Origin of the sequence: Pseudomonas sp. NPDC096917 (genome assembly GCF_044762555.1) — a bacterium.
Classification (GTDB): domain Bacteria; phylum Pseudomonadota; class Gammaproteobacteria; order Pseudomonadales; family Pseudomonadaceae; genus Aquipseudomonas.
The window spans coordinates 1-20,477 of sequence record NZ_JBIWEO010000033.1; the positions used below are offsets into that span (position 1 = coordinate 1).

Consider the following 20,477-nt stretch of genomic DNA (forward strand, 5'->3'; position numbering starts at 1 on the left):
CGTGTAATCACGCTGACTGCGCCTTTTTCCCGAATCCATTGAGTCCTCCTGAAGATAGGTCAGAAGGTGTAAACCCTATTCAGGACGGGACAAAGGCAAAAAAAAAGCCACCCGATGTCGGTTTGGGTGCTCGATTGCACGTGTCCCAGCCCTCCTGATTGAGGTTTTTAATGCCATGGTGCGTCGTACCAAAGAAGAAGCTCAGGAAACCCGGAGCAAAATCCTCGAAGCAGCCGAGCAGGCCTTTTATGAGCGGGGTGTTGCCCGTACCACACTGGCTGATATTGCCGCGCTGGCGGGTGTCACCCGAGGTGCAATCTACTGGCATTTCAGCAACAAGGCCGACTTGGTTCAGGCCATGCTGGACAGCTTGCATGAGCCGCTGGATGAGCTGGCCAAAGCCAGCGAAAGCGAGACAGAACTCGACCCGCTGGGCTGTCTGCGCAAGCTGTTGATTCATTTGTTTCGTCAGGTTGCTATTGATCCTAAGACTCGGCGTATTAATGAAATTTTGTTTCATAAATGTGAATTTACTGACGAAATGTGCGATTTGCGCCTTCAACGTCAAGTGGCGAGTGTCGACTGTAACAGCCGAATTGAACTCACGCTGAATAATGCAGTCCATCGCGAACAACTCCCTTCAAATCTGGATACCTGCCGCGCCGCGATTACCTTGCATGCCTATATCGACGGTATTCTCGGGCAATGGCTGCTGGTCCCCAATAGTTTCGAGCTCCACAAGGAAGCAGAGTCCTGGGTCGACATTGCCATTGAAATGCTGCGTCTTAGCCCGAGCTTGCGCAAATGAAGCTGAATTCGGGAGAGTCTAGTTCGATTGGACGATAAGGCGAGTGAAGATTCTCGTCGGATGCGTCGTCGGTCGTAAATAGCCTTTATATACGTCCGTCTTGCGAGTTTAAAGTTAGCAGGCTCAGTATTTTGTAGGTTAATTGTGACGGCCTTGCCAGGGCCTCGGAGCAGGGAGCGGCGAAGCGGGTTGAGTTGGTCTCAGACTTTTCGTCAACCTGAAACGCAAAAAGCCCCGACTCGCAGGAGACGGGGCTTTTTGCTACAGCGCGAATTAGCGTTCCAGGAACTCGATCTTCCCTTTCTTGCCATCCCACTCGGCTGCGTCCGGCAGAGGGTCTTTGCGTTCAGTGACGTTTGGCCAGATTTCAGCCAGCTCAACATTCAACTGAATAAAGTTTTCCATGCCTGCAGGCACTTCATCTTCCGAGAAGATGGCCACGGCAGGGCATTCAGGCTCACAAAGCGCGCAGTCAATGCACTCATCCGGGTGAATCACCAGGAAGTTCGGGCCTTCGTAAAAGCAGTCCACCGGACAGACTTCTACGCAGTCGGTGTACTTGCACTTGATGCAGTTGTCGGTGACGACGAAGGTCATTTCTAATTTTCTCCTCAGGCGGCGGCAGCGAAGCCCTTCCAGTTCGGGTTCGCAGGGCTCGGGAGTGATGTCTGCTGACCAGGCTAAAAGGCCAGTAGCATCCCGAACCGCGCGCGATTCTAGCAGCTTTTAAAGGCGTGTCTTTAATGTGTAGAGCAAATCAAGTGCTTTACGCGGCGTCATGTTGTCCAGATCAAGCTTGGAAAGGTCATCCAGTACCGGGTGCGGCAGGCTGGCAAACAGGTCGCTTTGGTGCGGTGCTGGTTTCTTGCCGGTTGCCGGGCGTGGCACTTCATGAGGCAGGCTGGTGGTCTCAAGTCGGCTCAAATGTTCACGTGCACGGGTGATGACATTGGCAGGCACCCCCGCCAACTGCGCCACTGCCAAACCATAGCTCTGACTGGCCGGGCCTGGCAATACGTGGTGCAGGAACACAATGCGTTCGTTGTGTTCGGTTGCACTCAAGTGCACGTTGGCGACCAGCGGCTCGCTTTCGGGCAACACTGTCAGCTCAAAGTAGTGTGTGGCAAACAAGGTGTATGCGCGCAATTGGGCGAGACGTTCGGCCGCAGCCCAGGCCAGCGACAAACCGTCGAAGGTGCTGGTGCCGCGTCCCACTTCATCCATCAGTACCAGGCTGCGTTCTGTGGCGTTGTGCAGGATATTGGCCGTTTCGCTCATTTCGACCATGAACGTAGAGCGTCCGCCGGCCAAGTCATCACTGGATCCGATCCGCGTGAAGATCCGGTCCACCAGCGACAGCTCGCAACTGGCTGCGGGAACAAAGCTGCCGATGTGCGCGAGCAACACAATCAAAGCGGTCTGACGCATGTAGGTGGACTTACCACCCATGTTCGGACCGGTAATCACCAGCATGCGGGTGTTGTCGTCCAGTCCGAGATCGTTGGCCACAAATGGTGTCGTCAACACTTGTTCGACCACCGGATGGCGACCTTGGCTGATGCGCATGCACGGTTCATCGACAAAGCGCGGGCAGTTCAGGTCAAGGTTCAGTGCTCGCTCGGCCAGGTTACTCAGCACATCCAGTTCGGCCAGCGCGGCTGCGGTGTCCTGCAGGGGCGGCAATTCCCCGATCAGGGTTTCGAGCAGTGCTTCGTACAGCATCTTCTCGCGGGCCAGGGCGCGGCTTTTGGCCGACAGGGCCTTATCTTCGAAGGCTTTAAGCTCTGGCGTGATAAAGCGCTCAGCCCCTTTGAGGGTTTGACGGCGTATATAGTCAGCCGGCGCTTGTTCGGCTTGTTTGCTCGGCAACTCAATGAAGTAACCGTGGACGCGGTTGTAACCGACCTTGAGGTTGGCCAAACCGGTTCGGGCCTTTTCACGCGCTTCGAGATCAATCAGGAACTGCCCGGCGTTTTCGCTTAGCGATTGCAGTTCATCCAGCTCAGCGTCATAACCGGTCTTCAGTACACCGCCGTCACGGATCACCGCAGGCGGGTTGTCGTTAATCGCTTTTTCCAGCAGCGCCGCCAGTTCTGGGTAGGTGCTGGTGATGGTAGCCAGTTGCTGCAGGTGCGGGGCCTCGAGGCCGATCATTGCGTCTTGCAACTCAGGCAGAGCGCCCAGCGCATCGCGCAAGCGCGCCAAATCGCGAGGCCGCGCATTACGCAAACCGATACGCGCCAGGATACGTTCCAGGTCGCCGATTTCCTTTAGCTGTGGCTGCAGCTTTTCGAAACGATAGCCTTCCAGCAGGCAAGTGATCGACGATTGGCGCGCCAGCAGCACATTCAAGTCGCGCAGTGGGCGGTTCAGCCAGCGAGTCAGCAGGCGGCTGCCCATTGAGGTTTGGCAGCGGTCGACCACCGACTGCAAGGTGTTGTCGCGCCCGCCTGCCAGGTTGGTGTCCAGTTCCAGATTGCGACGGCTGGCGCCGTCGAGCACCACGGTGTCGTCGAGACGTTCATGGCGCAGGCTGCGCAAGTGGGGCAGGGCGGTGCGCTGGGTTTCTTTGGCGTAGCTGAGCAAGCATCCGGCAGCGCCAATGGCCAAGGTCAGGTTCTCGCAACCAAAGCCCTTGAGGTCTTGGGTCGAGAATTGCTGGCACAGGCTCTTGAGTGCGGTATCGCGCTCAAAGTCCCATGGCGCACGACGACGAACCCCTCGACGTTTTTCGGCAGGCAAGCCCTGAGGCCAGTCGTCCGGGATCATCAACTCAACCGGGTTGATACGCTCCAGCTCGGCCAGCAGGTTTTCCCAGCCTTTAATCTCCAGCACCGAAAAGTTGCCGCTGGTGATGTCCAGCACGGCAAGGCCGAACAGGCGCTCGTCGCCCAGTACTGCAGCAATCAGGTTGTCGCGGCGCTCATCGAGTAGCGCCTCATCGCTGACGGTGCCCGGGGTGATGATGCGCACCACCTGACGATCAACCGGACCTTTACTGGTTGCCGGGTCGCCCACTTGTTCGCAAATCACCACCGACTCGCCTAGCTTTACCAGCTTGGCCAAGTAGCCTTCGGCTGCGTGATAAGGAATTCCGCACATGGGAATGGCTTGCCCGGCAGACTGCCCACGCGCCGTGAGGGTGATGTCCAGCAACTTGGCGGCCTTCTTCGCATCCTCATAGAAGATTTCGTAGAAATCGCCCATGCGATAGAACATCAATTGATCAGGGTGCTGGTTTTTGAGGCGCCAGTACTGCTGCATCATCGGCGTGTGTGAGGACAGGTCGGAAGTATTCTTGCTCATTAGGGGGCTTAGGCGGATTCGATTAAAAGGTGGGTGAAAAGCGGGCGTCAGGCGCGGCTTTTTCGCAATGGGCGCAAGGTTAACATGTCAGCCGCCTGCATCTACAGGGACGCATCGGGTGCGCTGGTGCGTAGCTATAAATAGAAGAAATAGCATTTGCCATCTATAAACACGCCCAGCACTATTCTCGGCATGTCCAAACGAACTGTTTCAACGGTCCTTAAAGAACTGCTAATTCGTCACCAGATCAGCGCGATGGCGCTGCATCGAAGTACGGGTGTGCCGCAGTCCACACTCTCGCGGATATTGAGCGGGAAAATTGTCGATCCTTCCGACAGGCATATCTCCAAAATTGCCGAGTATTTTCAGATCAGTACCGATCGTTTGCGCGGCCGGGAGGATCCGCCTGTGCCTGGCATTTCTGATGCGCAACCTCTGCACCCGGAGCTGCGTGACATTTGCTTGTGGGACGACGACACGCCTGTGGCTGATGACGAGGTGTCCATTGCGTTCTTGCGCCAGGTTGAACTGGCGGCGGGTTCGGGGCGTTTTGCCATTGAAGAAAGCGAGCGTGCCAAGCTGCGTTTCGGCAAGCGCAGCCTGCGCCACAATGGCGTGGAGTTCGATCAGGCGAAATGTGTAACGGTTCGCGGCGACAGCATGCTACCGGTGTTGCGTGACGGAGCAACCGTTGGTGTCAATGCGGGTAAGCGCACGATTGAAGAGGTCATCGATGGTGACCTTTATGCGCTCAATCACAACGGTCAGTTGCGAGTAAAGCAGCTTTATCGTCTCGCCAACGGTATTCGTTTACGCAGCTTTAATCGTGATGAGTTTCCAGATGAAGATTATGCCTTCGCTGATCTGGAGGATGAGCAATTGGTGATTCTGGGGCACGTGTTCTGGTGGGGGATGTACGCGCGTTAGTCATTATGTTTAAGAAATTGCCCACCTGAAGTGGGCTTTTTTTTGCCTGAATTAAGACGGTTCGTACTGCTTATGTCGCTTCGACCCACTTGTGGGTTAGAGGGGGATAAATATATGCATTGGTGCATTGACTGTATATCCATACATGCATAGTCTTTGTTGCATCGCGGTTATCCGATCTGACTCAAGCAGGGAAGTAGCGTTCCAGGCAGCGCCCGCTGTTCAGTCCAAGCCAGCCATTGGCTCTATCACTAAGGATTCAGGAGTGAAGACATGATTAATGAACCGCAAATATTGCTGGATATGCCGGTGTTGCTGGTCATCCTTCTTGCGTTGGTGGGCGGCGTCTTTGGCGAGATGTGGCGGGCGGACAAGGAGGGTGCCAGCGGTTGGCTACTGATTCGGCGATTGGCGCTGCGTTCCGGAGCCTGCATGGTGTGCGGTGTGTCCACCTTTATGCTGCTGTACGCGGCAGGGATGTCGGTTTTGGCTGCCGGTGCGTTTGGTTGCCTGACCGCGCTGGCGGGTGCAGATGCCGCCATCAGTCTTTATCAGCGCTGGGCCGCCAAAAGGCTGGGGGTGGAAAATTCTGCTGCCGACTCCCGGAGCGAGCCGTAGGAGTAGCGACTTTATTGTGTGAGGTTCAGCCGTGAGCGCTCTGTCGTCTTGCAACGTCCCCCTGCTCGTGTAGGTTATGGCGCTTGGACGCACCAACAGGAGAGCCTCATGGACCCACTATCTCAACTGGCAGCTGAACTTGGGTGCCATTTACAGACTCTTAACGCTCAAGTTACGACTGCCGAGTCCTGCACCGGTGGTGCAATTTCTGAAGCCATTACCCGGATTGCGGGCAGCTCCGCCTGGTTTGAGGCGGGGTTTGTGACGTACTCCAATCAGCAAAAAACCAAACAATTGAATGTCCCGCCGCCTTTGTTCGCTGAGGTTGGGGCGGTAAGCCGTGAAGTGGTTGAGGCCATGGTGCGTGGCGCGCAGGCACAAAGTGGCGCACGCTTTGCCGTCGCCGTAAGTGGCGTTGCCGGTCCGGGTGGCGGGTCGGAAGAAAAGCCGGTTGGCACCGTCTGGCTTGCATGGGGCGTTGGTGACGAAGTGACAGCCGATCGCAGGCACTTTCCTGGCGATCGTGATGAAGTCCGTCGACAAACAGTGATCGCCGCGCTGGAAGGCCTAATACGCCGAACGGTACGAGAAATAGAAAATCAGGGGTAGGCGATCGTTTATCCCTGTGGAATAATACTGGCTACTTATACAGTTATCGGCCGTCATGGCCTTATTGATTTTGAGAGGACTTTAATGGACGACAACAAGAAGAAAGCCTTGGCTGCGGCCCTGGGTCAGATCGAACGTCAATTCGGCAAGGGCGCCGTCATGCTGATGGGCGATCAAGAGCGCCAGGCAGTGCCAGCTATCTCTACCGGTTCGCTGGGATTGGACATCGCACTGGGCATTGGCGGTCTGCCAAAAGGCCGTATTGTTGAAATCTACGGTCCAGAATCTTCGGGTAAAACCACCCTGACGCTGTCAGTGATTGCACAGGCGCAAAAAGTGGGTGCAACCTGCGCTTTCGTCGATGCCGAGCACGCCCTTGACCCAGAATATGCGGCCAAGCTGGGTGTAAACGTCGATGACCTGCTGGTTTCGCAGCCAGACACGGGTGAGCAAGCACTGGAAATCACCGACATGCTGGTGCGCTCCAACGCTGTTGACGTCATTATCATCGACTCCGTGGCAGCTCTGACCCCTAAAGCTGAAATCGAAGGCGACATGGGTGACATGCACGTGGGCCTGCAAGCCCGTCTGATGTCGCAAGCATTGCGTAAAATCACCGGTAACATCAAAAACGCCAACTGTCTGGTGATCTTCATCAACCAGATCCGTATGAAAATCGGCGTGATGTTCGGTAGCCCGGAAACCACTACTGGTGGTAACGCTCTGAAATTCTACTCGTCGGTACGTCTGGATATCCGTCGCACCGGTGCTGTGAAAGAAGGCGATGTGGTCGTCGGCAGCGAAACCCGCGTCAAAGTGGTCAAGAACAAAGTGGCACCGCCATTCCGTCAGGCCGAATTCCAGATTCTTTACGGCAAGGGTATCTACCTCAACGGTGAAATGATCGATCTGGGCGTATTGCACGGCTTCGTCGAGAAAGCCGGTGCCTGGTACAGCTACAACGGCAGCAAAATCGGTCAGGGTAAGGCCAACTCCGCCAAGTTCCTCGACGATAACCCGGACATCAAGGACGCCCTCGAGAAGCAACTGCGCGCCAAGTTGTTGGGGCCAAAGACCGACAGTGAACTGGCAGAGCTGAAGACAGCGCCGAAGTTGAGCAAAGCTGCCAAAGCGGCGGCTGATGAAGCTGAAGCAGCAGAAATGGAATTGGAAAACTCTGCTGAAAACGATAACTGATAGAGCCCATGACTGCCGTTTTGGATAACCTCGTCGCGGTACGACGAACTGCAATGGACCTGCTCGCGCGCCGCGAGCACGGCCGAGTCGAGCTGACGCGCAAACTGCGTCAGCGCGGCGCTTGCCCAGACATGATCGACATAGCCCTCGACCGTTTAACGGAAGAAGGGCTGCTGTCGGAGTCGCGTTACCTTGAAAGCTATATTTCCTATCGTGCCGGTTCTGGTTACGGTCCTTTGCGTATTCGCGAAGAGCTTAACCAGCGCGGCTTGCCACGTGGGGATGTTGAAGAGGCGATACGCGAGTGTGGTTTCAACTGGCAAGAGCAGTTGGAAGACACATGGCGTCGCAAGTTTGCAGGGGTGCTGCCTGAAGATGCGAAGGAGCGTGCTCGCCAGGGGCGCTTTCTAAGCTACCGAGGTTATTCGCTTGAAATGATCGGCCGACTGCTAAGCGGACGAGAGTTTGACAACTAAGACTTGCGCTCTAACCGCAAGTAAGCAATTAGTGCGACGCAGTCGTCGTAAAGCCGACCATCGCGATAAGCGCATTTCACAAGCCTTAAGATCGCCGCCTTAGCCCCTCGTCAGCGGCTACGGGTTTTGCGTGTACACAAAACCCGTGCCTAAAACCTTATATGCCTACTGGATCTACTGGCGACTCACGCCGGGCCGATGCGTCCTCGGTGTCGGCTATCTCCCAGTGCTGTTGCAGATTGATAAAGTCGACCAGCTCTCGCAAGCGCCCTTGATTACGTCCGCTGAATGCAAAACTCAGGCGGTACAGAGTGAGGGAGATATCATGATCCTGACCGTCATCAATCGACTGGCAGAAACCATTGTTCAGGCAAATATCAGCAAAAGATTTTTGTATGTGCGCCAGCGCCTGCACGTTGAGCGGGTATTTCATGCGGATAACAAAGGTTTTATTCAGCCAGCGGCTTGAATGGAAATTGGTGTAGAACTGATTGATCTCGGCCAGGGCCTCTTCTGCGCTGTGGGCAAAACGCATCAGTTTCAAATCGTTGGGCAAGATGTACTGGTTGGCTTCCAGTTCGTTGTGAATGAAGTCCAGCGCGCCCTGCCAAAATGTTCCGCCCGGCATATCCAATAGCACCACGGGAACCAACGGCGTTTTGCCCGTTTGAATCAGCGTCAGCACTTCCAGCGCTTCATCCAGCGTGCCAAATCCGCCTGGGCACATCACCAGGGCATCGGCTTCCTTGATGAAAAACAATTTGCGTGTGAAGAAGAAGTTAAACGCCAGCAGATTGGCTGATCCACTGATTGTAGGGTTTGCATGCTGCTCAAAAGGCAGCGTGATATTGAATCCGAGGCTGTGCTCAAGGCCGGCACCTTCATGGGCTGCGGCCATAATGCCTGCGCCGCCGCCGGTGATGACCATCATGTCGGCGCGTGCCAGTGTGGCCCCCATCTCTCGGGCCAATGCATACAGCGGATGTTCGACCGGTGTGCGTGCCGAGCCGAAAACGGTGACCTTGCGACGCCCCTTGAATGGCAGCAAAACGCGGAAGGTTTTTTCGAGTTCACGTATAGCTTGCAGCGTGATTTTGGCGTTCCAGCGATCAAAGTCATCGTGGGCCATGCGCAATACAGTGAGCAGCATCTCGCGATAAAGCGGGAGGTTAGGGCTGTCGGGCGCGACACGTTGCAACTGTGCGTCCACACCTTTCGCTAAGTCGAGGCCTTGGCTCTCGAAATAAAGTGGCAGTGTGTCATCGGGTTGATCGGGCATGTACTTCTCCTTCTACACAACATCCTTGGGGGGCGCCGCAAATCAGTCAGGCGCCGAGACACAAAGTGTCAAACACGATGACTTGATAATGGTCCCGAGATGTTAGAGCTGGCAACCGCTAATCGCCTGATGTAGATGAAGAATTGCAGAGGGCGCCGTGCACGCCGTATCACGCTACGACGTGCAGGTACCTGTGAAAATCAGCCTTTGCGCTGGCAATTATCGGCGCGGATGTCCTGGGTCAACACCGAGTTGTTGGTTTTATATTCCCTGATGTCGAAGCGCATTGTGGCGCCTTGCTTGAGCAACTTGCGGAAGTTTGGATCGCTGCAAACGCTGCGACCTAACTGCGGAACCGCTAGTTCGGGAGCCGAGCGCATTTTTGCGGCCAGATTCGGACTGGCTTCCAGATTGTTGATCAATACCGTGCCATCCACTGTGAAACCTTTGTCCAGCAGGTCCGGGCTGATAGCGCGTGGCTTACCTTCGTTGCTCTTTTCAGCAACCCGAACCAAATTTTTGTTCAGGTTGAATTCTGCAAGAGAGGCCGCTTGCGCGCCCAAAGGCAATGCCAGCAATAGAGCAACGGTCGGAATAATAGTGCGCAACATGAAACTCTCCTGATATGCGTGACGCAGGCTTTGACCCACCATCGATCTGTGCGTTCAGTGGCGCCGGAGTATAGGTCAGCATTGTGTGACAGGAAATGCCCGCGGTCATGCTTTAGCCTGCCTGCGTCTGGCCTCTGGTAGACTTCAAGCCTTTCTCCCGTGAATCCGTTCTTGCGCCAGCCCGTGGCGAATGGGCGGTCGGTGCCCTTAAGTAAAAATCCATGACCCTGATGACTCATTCCCCTAATGCTGTAGCCCGTTTACGAGACGAGCGTGAAGAGGAAAGCACCAAACCCTACTTGGCGCGTGGCTCACGTGCACCGCGTTGCCATACGTGCCGCGTAATCGAAAGCCACTGTCTGTGCAGTTGGCGGCCCAAGGTCAGTGCCCGTTCAGGCGTGTGCCTGCTGATGACTAAAAAGGAAGTGTTCAAACCGAGCAACACGGGTTGGCTGATCGCCGACGTGGTCAGTGACAACTTTGCCTTTATCTGGTCGCGCACTGAAATCGATGACACGTTGCTCGCGCTATTGGCTGATCCACAGTGGCAGCCCTATCTGGTGTTCCCCGGCGAATATGTTGCGCCCGAGCGGGTCACGCACACCGTGACTGTCGACAGCAGCAAGCGGCCGCTGTTTATCCTGCTTGATGCGACCTGGACCGAAGCGCGCAAGATATTTCGCAAAAGCCCTTATCTGGATGCTTTGCCGATTTTGAGTCTTCTGCCAGAGAAGCTCTCACGCTATCGCTTGCGCCGTTCAACCCGCAGTGAACACCTGTGTACCGCCGAAGTGGCCAGCCTGTGCCTCGACTTGGCGGGCGATACCGAAGCATCCAGTGCGCTGGATGCGTATTTTGATGTGTTCAGTCAGCATTATCTGGACGCCAAAAACCAACTGCCGGTGAATGAGTCCAGCGTTGCGCATCAGGAACTGGGTGTTTTTGTAAAAGACCTTTCTCAGAACCGGGCTCAATAGACTAAAGAACTAGCGCTACAATTTTCAGCGCGTAATAAACGATAGGAGCGATAGGTCAAATTCGATTTTGATGCTGGCGCAGTAATGGCTGTTACTGGACCTCAGCGTCAAGTTTTACGCTTGACCCTACTGTTCTGGCTCGGCATGCTTGGCGCCGATTCGGCGGCAGATGCTGCTCAAACGCTTATATCTTCTGACATCTAGCTGATGCACGGTCTTAGTACTGTTGCTCGAGTTGCCTTAGCGAGTGCTGGAATTTACCCAGTCTTGCCTGAAAAACAGGATCATTTAAAAAATGGCCACATACGAAATCCTGATTGCTGATGACCATCCGTTGTTTCGCAGCGCTTTGCATCAGGCCGTCACTTTGGGCTTGGGCTCTGATGTTCGCTTGGTTGAGGTCGCCAGTATTGCCGAGCTGGAAAAACAGCTGGAAATAAAGGCTGATTGGGATCTGGTTCTGCTCGACTTGAACATGCCGGGTGCTTACGGCTTTTCCGGGCTGGTGCTGCTGCGTGGTCAATACCCGCAGATCCCGGTGGTAATGGTTTCAGCGCAGGAAGAAGCTTCAGTCATGGTGCGCTCGCGAGAGTTCGGCGCCAGTGGCTTTATCCCCAAGTCCAGTTCGCTGGAAGAGATTCAAAAAGCAGTGCGTGCCGTATTGGATGGCGATGTTTCCTGGCCACCTCAGGCGTTCGAAGAAGTTCAGGTTTCGGCAGAAGCCAAAGCCGCCAGCGAAGGCCTGGCCAGCCTGACACCGCAACAGTTCAGGGTGTTGACCATGGTCTGTGAAGGCCTGCTGAACAAGCAGATTGCCTATGAACTGGGCGTTTCGGAAGCAACGATCAAGGCCCACGTCACTGCGATTTTCCGCAAGTTGGGGGTTCGCACCCGGACTCAAGCCGCACTACTTCTGCAACAGCTGGAATCAATTTCAAGTCATTAAAACGCTTGTCTTCACGCATTTTTGACGCCGCGTGAATTAGTTTTCCCCCCTCATTTTTTGTGCAGTTGCCTATTTATGTCGCCTTTCAAGGGTAAAACCGGCTTTAAACGGATTTTGAATGCCAGCGGCTATTCGCTGGATGGTCTACGCGCAGCCTTTACCGGCGAGGCGGCATTTCGGCAATTGGTACTGCTTAACGTCGTATTGATTCCGCTGTCGTTCTTTCTGAATGTCAGCCGGGTAGAGCGGGCATTACTGATTGCAGTCTGCCTGTTGGCACTGATTGTAGAGCTGCTGAACTCGGCAATTGAGGCAGCGATTGATCGTATATCCCTCGATTTGCACCCTTTGTCGAAAAACGCCAAGGACATGGGCAGCGCCGCTCAATTTGTCGTGCTGACCCTGATTGCCGTGGTGTGGGCCGTGATTCTGCTCTAAGCAATGGCGGGTAGAACGATTTCATCGCTGCGCTGAACCCCGGCGGTAAACGCGCGGCACAGCTCTAAAAACTCGCGCATGGCTGAGGTCTGGTACTTCTTTTTGTGCCAGATAAAGAAAAACTGCCGCGCCAGATCCAGGTCCGGGGTTTCTACAGCCACCAGGCTGCCGCGACGGAAAGCATCGCGCAGTGCCAGGCGTGAAATACAACCGATGCCCAGCCCGGACTCCACGGCCCGCTTGATCGCCTCGGTATGTTCCAGCTCCAGGCGGATGTTCAGGGTGCTTTGGTGATGGCGCATGGCCTGGTCGAAAGTGAGGCGGGTGCCCGACCCTTGTTCGCGTAAAATCCAGGCTTCGCGGGTCAGCTCTTCCAGAGTGGCATGACCGCGAGCAGCCAAGGGATGCTGAGGAGCACAGAACACCACCAGTTCATCCTCCACCCAGCTCTGAACTTCAATGTCTGGGTGGCTACAGTCGCCTTCGATTAGACCCAGATCAATTTCATAATGGGCAACTTGTTGCACGATATGAGCGGTATTTTGAACAATCAATTTGACCTGACTTTCCGGGTGAGCCTGCATGAAGCTGCCGATCAGCAGGGTCGCCAGGTAATTGCCAATGGTCAGGGTCGCGCCGACGGTCAGCGAGCCAAAGCCCGACTTGCCGTTGAGCAGGTCTTCTATTTCCTTGGCCTGATCCAGCAGGGCTACCGCCTGCGGCAATAGCTGACGACCAAGGGCGTTGAGGCTTAAACGCTTGCCCGCACGGTCGAACAGTTGGCAACTGGTCTGGCGCTCCAACTCGGTGATTGAGGTACTGGCTGCCGATTGTGAAAGGGCCAACAAGCCTGCCGCACGGGACACGCTCTCTTGTTGGGCGACGGTAACGAAAACCTGGAGTTGTCTGAGAGTAAATCGCATATCGATATAACCGATAACCCTTATCTTAATAATTCAGTTAACAGATATTGTCGTCGCCATTAGAATGCTGTGCAATCGCGCTCATAGTCAGCGCTGGCGAATTTAGGAGCCCCGTACATGAGCAACATGAACCACGAACGTGTCCTCAGTGTTCATCACTGGAATGACACCCTGTTCAGCTTCAAGTGCACCCGTGACCCGGGCCTGCGCTTTGAAAACGGTCAGTTCGTGATGATCGGCCTGCAACAGCCAAATGGCCGTCCGCTTATGCGTGCCTACTCAATTGCCAGCCCAAACTGGGAAGAGCATCTGGAGTTCTTCAGCATCAAGGTGCCGGATGGCCCGCTGACCTCCCAGTTGCAGCATTTGAAAGAAGGCGACGAGATCATCATCAGCAAAAAACCTACGGGTACGCTGGTGCTGGACGATTTGAAGCCGGGCAAGCATTTGTACCTGCTGAGCACGGGCACTGGTTTGGCGCCTTTCATGAGTGTCATCCAGGATCCTGAAACCTACGAGCGTTTCGAAAAAGTGATCCTGTGCCACGGCGTGCGTTACGTCAACGAAGTTGCATACCGCGAGTTCATCACCGAGCACCTGCCGCAGAACGAGTTCTTCGGTGAAGCGCTGCGTGAAAAGTTGATCTACTACCCAACCGTGACCCGCGAGCCTTTCGAAAACGAAGGTCGCCTGACTGATCTGATGCGCAGCGGCAAACTGTTCAGCGACATCGGTCTGCCACCGATCAACCCGCAGGACGACCGCGCCATGTTGTGCGGCAGCCCAAGCATGCTCGACGAAACCAGCGAAGTACTGAATAGCTTCGGTCTGACTGTTTCGCCACGTATGCGTGAGCCGGGTGACTACCTGATCGAGCGCGCCTTCGTCGAGAAGTAAGCGACGCCGCATAAAAAAGCCCGCGTTACCTCAAGGTGGCGCGGGTTTTTTGTTGGGTATCTGCCGAAGGCAGCGAACTGTGGATCTGGAACATCAAAAGATCGTAGCCTTCGGCAGCTCCCACGGGATTTCGGCTCTACCCGCGATTGGCCAAAACAACCTCAAGCACGCGGATCATGCCGGGCTCTGGGTAATGCCAGCGCACGTCCAGATCCCAAAACTGTGCGCCGTATTCACGTTCAGCTGTAGGCGTTTGGTAGGCAGGGCGTGGGTCTTGGGCCAAACATTGCTCGATCAGCGCCACCAGTGGTTCCTGAAGGCGCAGGGCATGGGCGTGCGCTTGATTCAGGGCCGCATCAGCCCAGTGCACTGGAATCAGCACTGGCGCCGCGCTAGCCATGCTATTGCTGGCACTGTCGATAATGTCGGCGTAGGGCACATAGGGTTTGATGTCGAGAATCGGCGTACCGTCGAGCAGGTCAATTCCCGAGATATGCAGCCGGCTGGCTTCCACCCTGTCCAGCTTGACCACCGATTGGCCGATGCCATTGGGGCGATGAGTGGCACGCGTGGCAAACACCCCGGTGGATTTATTGCCGCCCAGCCGAGGCGGACGTACCTTGAGCCGAGGCTTATCTTCCAGCGCTTGGTGAAACACAAACAGCAACCAGACATGACTGACTTGCTCCAGGCCCTGCACTGCATCGCCCTGATCAAACGGCGCGACCAGTTCCAGCACACCACGGGCGGCCGGGGCCAACTGGGGTTGGCGCGGAATGGCGAACTTCTCCTTGAAACAGGAGCGCACAAAGCCGATAGGGGAAACGGTGTAAGTCATGGTCGCGGGCTCCCAGCGACAAGCTGCTTTTAAGCCCTAACCCGCAGGGTTAGCCCCTTCAGGAAGTTGCGCAGCAACTGGTCACCACACGTGCGGTAGTTGGTATGGCCGAACTTGCGGAACAGGGCGCTCAGCTCAGGCTTGGAGACCGGGAACTCGGCAGCCTTGAGGATCGCATGCATGTCGTCTTCTTTGAGTTCGAAGGCCACGCGCAGCTTTTTCAGGATGATGTTGTTGGTTACGGGTAATTCAACCGGCTGCGGTGGACGGCTTTCGTCCTTGCCGCGCTTGAACACCACCAGGCCATCAAGGAAGTGCGCCATGACATTGTCCGGGCAACGAACAAAGCCTTCTTCTTCGTCTTTTTTCAGGTAGGTCAGGACGTCTTCTTTCGTCACGTCCAAGCCACCGAGCTTGATGATTTCGACAACTTTGTTGTCGCTGATATCCAGCATGTAGCGCACGCTGCGCAGTACGTCGTTATGAATCATGTGAGCAATCCTGATATTCAGCAGTGAGCACCGCAGGCAAGGCTGCGGTGTCGAAATGTGCGGGGTGGGGCCGTATTTAGAACTTTTCTTTAGCGGTCATGTAGCGCCATTGACCTACGGGCAGTTTGCCCATCGACACACCGCCAATACGAATTCGGCGGATCGAGATGACGGTAAGGCCTACGGCTTGGCAGAACAGTGCGATCACACCCGGCTGTGGATTCTTCATCGCAAAGCGTAGGCGGTTTTCACTCTGCCAGCTGGCTTTGACGGCAGGCAACTCGCGACCCTTGTAGGTCATGCCGTGATTGAGTCGGTTCAAGCCGTGGGGGGCCATCTCGCCAGAGACTTCAACCACGTACTCTTGCTCAATCTTGTTGGCGTCGGCGGTCAGCTTGCGAACGATTTTCCAGTCCTGGGTGAACACCAGCAAGCCGCTGGCGTTGGCTTGCAGCTCGTTGCCAACGGTCAGGCGCAGAAAGTGCCCTTTGAGCGGGCGCTTGCCGTAGCGGTGCTCTTCACTCAGGGTGTCCGGGGTAATCAGTTGCAGGGCGCTGTCGGTGTCCAGGCCAGCAGGGGCGTTGAGCAAAATGGTCACAGGCTCTGGCGCAGTGGCCTTGGCTTGCGGGTCCAGCTCGACTTTTTGGTTGTCGACCTTGAATTGCGGTTCGTCGATGACTTCGCCATCTACCGTGACCCAGCCACCTTCAATGAACAGTTCGGCCTCACGGCGCGAGCAGCCGACGAGTTCGATGAGGCGTTTGGAGAGACGTATCGGTTCAGACATGACAGGGGCCGTAATGGAATTGGGCGGGTATTGTACCCGCCTGACGCCGGTTAAGCCCGGCAACATTTAGCTTATACGCGTGCAGGGCGTTTATACCGCAGGTGCAGCAGTGGGTAAGGCTGACCCATACCGTCTTTTTCACAGCGCCCAATGACCTCAAAGCCTTGTTTGAGGTAAAAACCAATGGCTTGCGCATTTTGCTCGTTAACGTCCAGCAATCGAGCGTTCAGTTCGCTGATGGCGAACATGAGCAGGCATTTGCCCACCCCCTGCCTGCGGTAATCAGGGTGGATGAACAGCATTTCAACCTTGGCTGCGGCTACGCCGGCAAAACCGATAATGCGCTTGCTGATTGGGTCTTTGCAGCAGATCAGCATCACGGCGTCCAGGTATTGGTCTCTGACCAGTTGGCGCAGCAACTCAATATAACGGTCAGGCAGAAAATCATGGGTGGCGCGAACCGAGGCTTCCCATACCTGAGTTAATGCATCGAAATCGCTAAGACGTGGCGTATGGATGGCCCATTTGTGTTGCATCGTGCGTGTCTCCTGACACTGATGATTGAAGAGCCTCCTAACAATAGTCGTAAAAAAAGCCCTGGCGCGCGTGCGGCAGGGCTTTTTAAGAGCTGATTGCTGTTTAGAGCGCTTCGGCCCACAGGTCATACTCGTCGGCGTCCGTCACGCGGCACATGATCTTGTCGCCTGGCTTGATGTCTTTTTCGGTGGCGATAAACACGTTGCCGTCGATTTCCGGGGCGTCGAAGAAGCAGCGACCTACAGCGCCTTGCTCGTCAACTTCGTCGATCAGGACTTCGATTTCCTTGCCGATCTTCAGTTGCAGGCGTGCTGCGCTGATGGCCTGTTGGTGAGCCATGAAACGCTCCCAGCGATCTTGCTTGACGTCGTCCGGCACGACGGCCGCGTCCAGCAGGTTGGCCGGAGCGCCTTCGACTGGCGAGTACTGGAAGCAACCCACACGGTCCAGTTGTGCTTCGGTCAGCCAGTCCAGCAGGTACTGGAAGTCTTCTTCGGTTTCACCCGGGAAGCCGACGATAAAGGTCGAGCGGATGATCAGGTCCGGGCAGATGACGCGCCAGTTTTTGATCCGCGCCAGGGTTTTGTCTTCAAATGCCGGGCGCTTCATGGCCTTGAGCACCTTCGGGCTGGCGTGCTGGAAGGGGATGTCCAGGTACGGCAGGATCTTGCCGGCAGCCATCAACGGGATCAGCTCGTCAACGTGCGGGTACGGGTAAACGTAGTGCAGGCGGACCCAGACGCCCAGGCTGCTCAGTGCTTCGCAGAGTTCGGTCATGCGGGTTTTAACCGGTGCGCCGTTCCAGAAACCGGTGCGGTATTTCACATCAACGCCGTAGGCACTGGTGTCTTGGGAAATAACCAGCAGCTCTTTCACGCCTGCTTTAACCAGACGCTGGGCTTCGTCGAGCACGTCGCCCACCGGACGGCTAACCAGCTTGCCACGCATCGACGGAATAATGCAGAAGCTGCAGCTATGGTTACAGCCTTCAGAGATCTTCAGGTAGGCGTAGTGGCGCGGTGTCAGTTTGATGCCTTGAGGCGGAACCAGGTCGATCAGCGGGTTGTGATCCTGGCGCGGCGGTACGACCTGGTGCACAGCGTTCACGACTTGTTCGTACTGTTGCGGACCGGTAACGGCCAATACGCTTGGGTGCACGTTGCGGATGTTGCCTTCTTCGACGCCCATGCAGCCGGTCACGATGACCTTGCCGTTTTCCTTGATGGCTTCACCAATCACTTCCAGCGATTCAGCTTTGGCGCTGTCGATGAAGCCGCAAGTGTTGACCACCACGACGTCAGCGTCCTGATAGGTGGAAACGACGTCATAGCCTTCCATACGCAGTTGCGTAAGGATGCGCTCGGAGTCGACCAGAGCTTTTGGGCAACCCAGGGAAACAAACCCAACCTTCGGGTTGGCTGGCGTGGTAACGGTGGACATGGCGAACCTCGGTATGTAGTGACGTTACATGCCCGTAAAGGCTGCACGACGAACGGGCGCTCAGGGTCTGTTGCGTTTCATTGGCGCCGCGACGCGGCTCTCAATAAAGCGGTTACAGACCCTGTGCGCCTCTAATCAAAAAAAGTGCGCAATTTTAGCTATGGTCAACGCACTTGACCAGCGTTATACGGGGATTTACGACGAGTGCTGCGCTATGCTGCGCGCCGTTGCGAAATCAGGTTTTGAATCGACGTGATTTCGTCGGTAAAAGGCGTGGATAACAGTCAGAAAATCAGAGCATGCTGCATATCAAGTGCGGCGCTCGCCATTAAGAAGCACGGTCCAAGGTCGTAGGAGTGGTTAATGGGGCAGCTCAGTAGTCAGGCAACAGAAGACGGTCACTCAAAGGTAAAGCCCATCGGGATGCTGGTTGCTGCTGTCGGTGTGGTGTATGGCGACATTGGTACCAGCCCGTTGTATACCCTCAAGGAGGTGTTCACCGGGGGGTATGGCGTACAGGTCAACCATGATGGCGTCTTCGGTATTTTGGCGCTAATCCTGTGGTCATTGATCTGGGTCGTCTCGATCAAGTACGTGTTGTTCATTCTGCGCGCCGACAACGAAGGCGAGGGCGGGATCATGGCCCTGACAGCGCTGGCGCGTCGTGCAGCGTCGCCCTATCCCAAGCTGCGTTCGGTGTTGGTGATTCTGGGGTTGATCGGTGCCTCGCTGTTTTATGGTGACAGCATGATCACGCCGGCCATTTCGGTATTGTCCGCGGTTGAGGGGCTCGAATTGGCGTTCAGTGGTCTGGATCGCTGGGTCGTGCCGCTCGCACTGATCGTCTTGATCGCGCTGTTTTTGATCCAGCGCCGCGGCACCGCCACGCTGGGCAAGCTGTTTGGCCCGATTATGGTGCTGTGGTTTGTGGTGCTGGGCGTGCTCGGTATTAACGGCATTTCGCAGCACCCTGAAGTGCTTAACGCGCTGAACCCGATCTGGGGCGTGCGTTTCTTCGTTTCTCATCCCGGCATGGGCGTGGCCATTTTGGGCGCTGTGGTGCTGGCGCTGACCGGTGCTGAAGCGCTGTACGCCGACATGGGGCACTTCGGGCGCAAACCGATTGCTCGCGCCTGGTTCATCCTGGTTTTGCCGGCGCTGGTGCTGAACTATTTTGGTCAAGGTGCCTTGTTGCTGGAAAATTCAGAGGCGGCGCGCAACCCTTTCTACCTGCTGGCGCCAAGCTGGGCGTTGATCCCCTTGGTGGTGCTGGCCACGCTGGCAACCGTCATTGCCTCTCAGGCGGTGATCTCGGGGGCCTTCTCCTTGACCCGTCAGGCGATTCAACTGGGTTACATCCCGCGTATGCACATCCAGCACACCTCCAGTGCGGAGCAGGGCCAGATCTATATCGGTGCCGTGAACTGGTCATTGATGGTCGGCGTTATTTTGCTGGTGCTGGGCTTTGAGTCTTCGGGTGCGCTGGCGTCGGCTTACGGTGTTGCCGTAACCGGGACCATGTTGATCACCAGTATTTTGGTGTCGGCGGTCATGTTGCTGCTATGGAAGTGGCCGCCTGTGTTAGCGGTTCCGGTGTTGATCGGCTTTCTGCTGGTGGATGGTGTGTTCTTTGCCGCCAACGTGCCGAAGATTGTTCAGGGCGGGGCCTTCCCGGTGTTGGCGGGGATTGTGCTGTTTGTCCTGATGACCACTTGGCGGCGTGGCAAGCAGTTGCTGGTTGATCGCCTGGATGAAAACGCTTTGCCGCTACCGCTGTTTATTAGCAGCATTCGGGTGCAGCCTCCGCATCGTGTTCAGGGGACAGCGGTGTTCCTGACCGCCCGGCCAGATGCTGTGCCGCACGCCTTGTTGCACAATCTGTTGCATAACCAGGTGCTGCACGAGCAAGTGGTTTTGCTTACCGTGGTCAACGAAGACTCGCCGCGGGTCCCTGCACAGCGGCGTTTCGAGGTGGATGCTTATGGTGAAGGGTTTTACCGGGTGATCTTGCACTTCGGTTTTATGGACGAGCCAGATGTGCCGCAAGCGCTAAAGCTGTGCCACCTCGACGAGCTGGACTTCAGCCCAATGCGGACCACCTACTTCCTGAGTCGAGAAACGGTTATTGCGTCCAAGTTGGTAGGGATGGCGCGCTGGCGCGAAGGGTTGTTTGCCTTCATGTTGAAAAATGCCAATGGCAACCTGCGATTCTTCAAACTGCCGGTGAACCGAGTGATCGAACTGGGAACTCAGGTCGAGATGTAATCCGGCGACAGCTGTCTAGTCCTGAAATAGGTTTACACCCATTTCAGTCTCAAAACGCCCGATGCACCGCATCGGGCGTTTTGTATTTCAATGCCAGATGTGGCCGC

Annotated in this window: 21 protein-coding genes; 11 read left to right on the forward strand and 10 right to left on the reverse strand. The window is 55.8% G+C overall.

All coding sequences use genetic code 11. The annotated features are described in order from the left end of the window. Positions 1-175 precede the first annotated feature (175 nt). Positions 176-808, forward strand: coding sequence for a TetR family transcriptional regulator (locus ACIQYF_RS23065; RefSeq protein WP_402866410.1), 633 nt, complete (start codon positions 176-178; stop codon positions 806-808). 273 nt (positions 809-1,081) lie between these two features. On the opposite strand, the gene fdxA is transcribed toward ACIQYF_RS23065, so the two are convergent. Next, a complete protein-coding gene (gene fdxA, locus ACIQYF_RS23070) occupies positions 1,082-1,405 on the reverse strand; it encodes a ferredoxin FdxA (protein ID WP_402866413.1) in 324 nt (107 codons plus the stop codon). 129 nt (positions 1,406-1,534) lie between these two features. After that, complete coding sequence (gene mutS, locus ACIQYF_RS23075) at positions 1,535-4,114, reverse strand: DNA mismatch repair protein MutS (RefSeq protein WP_402866416.1); 2,580 nt, start codon at positions 4,112-4,114, stop codon at positions 1,535-1,537. 192 nt (positions 4,115-4,306) lie between these two features. Here mutS and ACIQYF_RS23080 point away from each other — a divergent pair, with 192 nt between their 5' ends. The 5 genes from ACIQYF_RS23080 (at position 4,307) to recX (ending at position 7,941) form a co-directional block, all read left to right on the forward strand. Next, a complete protein-coding gene (locus ACIQYF_RS23080) occupies positions 4,307-5,041 on the forward strand; it encodes a helix-turn-helix transcriptional regulator (RefSeq protein WP_402866419.1) in 735 nt (244 codons plus the stop codon). 273 nt (positions 5,042-5,314) lie between these two features. Beyond that, positions 5,315-5,659: a phage holin family protein gene (locus ACIQYF_RS23085; RefSeq protein WP_402866422.1), complete on the forward strand. Its 345-nt coding sequence runs from the start codon at positions 5,315-5,317 to the stop codon at positions 5,657-5,659. Positions 5,660-5,767: 108 nt separating this feature from the next. Then, entirely contained in the window at positions 5,768-6,268 is a 501-nt protein-coding gene (locus ACIQYF_RS23090) for a CinA family protein (protein ID WP_402866425.1), read from the forward strand. A gap of 84 nt (positions 6,269-6,352) precedes the next feature. Beyond that, entirely contained in the window at positions 6,353-7,465 is a 1,113-nt protein-coding gene (gene recA, locus ACIQYF_RS23095; RefSeq protein WP_402866428.1) for a recombinase RecA, read from the forward strand. A gap of 8 nt (positions 7,466-7,473) precedes the next feature. After that, a complete protein-coding gene (gene recX / locus ACIQYF_RS23100) occupies positions 7,474-7,941 on the forward strand; it encodes a recombination regulator RecX (RefSeq protein ID WP_402866431.1) in 468 nt (155 codons plus the stop codon). Positions 7,942-8,098: 157 nt separating this feature from the next. On the opposite strand, the gene ACIQYF_RS23105 is transcribed toward recX, so the two are convergent. Together ACIQYF_RS23105 and ACIQYF_RS23110 are read right to left on the reverse strand one after the other, a co-directional pair. Beyond that, a complete protein-coding gene (locus tag ACIQYF_RS23105; RefSeq protein WP_402866434.1) occupies positions 8,099-9,220 on the reverse strand; it encodes a TIGR00730 family Rossman fold protein in 1,122 nt (373 codons plus the stop codon). Between the two features lie 200 nt (positions 9,221-9,420). Continuing rightward, on the reverse strand, positions 9,421-9,831 hold the full coding sequence (locus tag ACIQYF_RS23110) for a PA3611 family quorum-sensing-regulated virulence factor (protein ID WP_402866437.1): 411 nt from the start codon (positions 9,829-9,831) through the stop codon (positions 9,421-9,423). Between the two features lie 230 nt (positions 9,832-10,061). Here ACIQYF_RS23110 and ACIQYF_RS23115 point away from each other — a divergent pair, with 230 nt between their 5' ends. From ACIQYF_RS23115 to ACIQYF_RS23125, 3 genes are all read left to right on the forward strand, one after another. Continuing rightward, positions 10,062-10,808 carry a tRNA-uridine aminocarboxypropyltransferase gene (locus tag ACIQYF_RS23115; protein WP_402866461.1) on the forward strand — a complete coding sequence of 249 codons (747 nt, stop codon included), beginning with the start codon at positions 10,062-10,064 and terminating at the stop codon, positions 10,806-10,808. Positions 10,809-11,103: 295 nt separating this feature from the next. Further along, positions 11,104-11,754 (forward strand): response regulator transcription factor ErdR, encoded by a 651-nt coding sequence (erdR, locus tag ACIQYF_RS23120; protein ID WP_402866440.1) that lies wholly within the window; start codon positions 11,104-11,106, stop codon positions 11,752-11,754. A gap of 75 nt (positions 11,755-11,829) precedes the next feature. Beyond that, complete coding sequence (locus ACIQYF_RS23125; protein ID WP_402866442.1) at positions 11,830-12,192, forward strand: diacylglycerol kinase; 363 nt, start codon at positions 11,830-11,832, stop codon at positions 12,190-12,192. On the opposite strand, the gene ACIQYF_RS23130 is transcribed toward ACIQYF_RS23125, so the two are convergent. Continuing rightward, the gene (locus ACIQYF_RS23130; RefSeq protein ID WP_402866445.1) at positions 12,189-13,115 is read right to left on the reverse strand and encodes a LysR family transcriptional regulator; all 927 of its coding nucleotides are present in this window, start codon (positions 13,113-13,115) and stop codon (positions 12,189-12,191) included. The genes ACIQYF_RS23125 and ACIQYF_RS23130 overlap by 4 nt on opposite strands. Positions 13,116-13,232: 117 nt before the next feature. Between ACIQYF_RS23130 and fpr the strand changes: the two genes are divergently transcribed. Further along, on the forward strand, positions 13,233-14,012 hold the full coding sequence (gene fpr, locus ACIQYF_RS23135) for a ferredoxin-NADP reductase (RefSeq protein WP_007923929.1): 780 nt from the start codon (positions 13,233-13,235) through the stop codon (positions 14,010-14,012). A 136-nt stretch (positions 14,013-14,148) separates the two neighbouring features. Here fpr and tsaA read toward each other — a convergent pair whose 3' ends face one another. The 5 genes from tsaA to rimO form a co-directional block, all read right to left on the reverse strand. Beyond that, positions 14,149-14,850, reverse strand: coding sequence for a tRNA (N6-threonylcarbamoyladenosine(37)-N6)-methyltransferase TrmO (tsaA, locus tag ACIQYF_RS23140; RefSeq protein WP_402866448.1), 702 nt, complete (start codon positions 14,848-14,850; stop codon positions 14,149-14,151). A 29-nt stretch (positions 14,851-14,879) separates the two neighbouring features. Next, the gene (locus ACIQYF_RS23145) at positions 14,880-15,341 is read right to left on the reverse strand and encodes a DUF1456 family protein (RefSeq protein ID WP_019408172.1); all 462 of its coding nucleotides are present in this window, start codon (positions 15,339-15,341) and stop codon (positions 14,880-14,882) included. Positions 15,342-15,417: 76 nt separating this feature from the next. Further along, a complete protein-coding gene (locus ACIQYF_RS23150) occupies positions 15,418-16,128 on the reverse strand; it encodes an rRNA pseudouridine synthase (RefSeq protein ID WP_322238652.1) in 711 nt (236 codons plus the stop codon). Between the two features lie 71 nt (positions 16,129-16,199). Further along, complete coding sequence (locus ACIQYF_RS23155) at positions 16,200-16,664, reverse strand: GNAT family N-acetyltransferase (protein ID WP_402866452.1); 465 nt, start codon at positions 16,662-16,664, stop codon at positions 16,200-16,202. 103 nt (positions 16,665-16,767) lie between these two features. Further along, entirely contained in the window at positions 16,768-18,105 is a 1,338-nt protein-coding gene (rimO, locus tag ACIQYF_RS23160) for a 30S ribosomal protein S12 methylthiotransferase RimO (protein WP_402866455.1), read from the reverse strand. A gap of 363 nt (positions 18,106-18,468) precedes the next feature. Here rimO and ACIQYF_RS23165 point away from each other — a divergent pair, with 363 nt between their 5' ends. After that, positions 18,469-20,370: a potassium transporter Kup gene (locus ACIQYF_RS23165; RefSeq protein WP_402866458.1), complete on the forward strand. Its 1,902-nt coding sequence runs from the start codon at positions 18,469-18,471 to the stop codon at positions 20,368-20,370. The last annotated feature ends 107 nt before the right edge of the window (positions 20,371-20,477 follow it).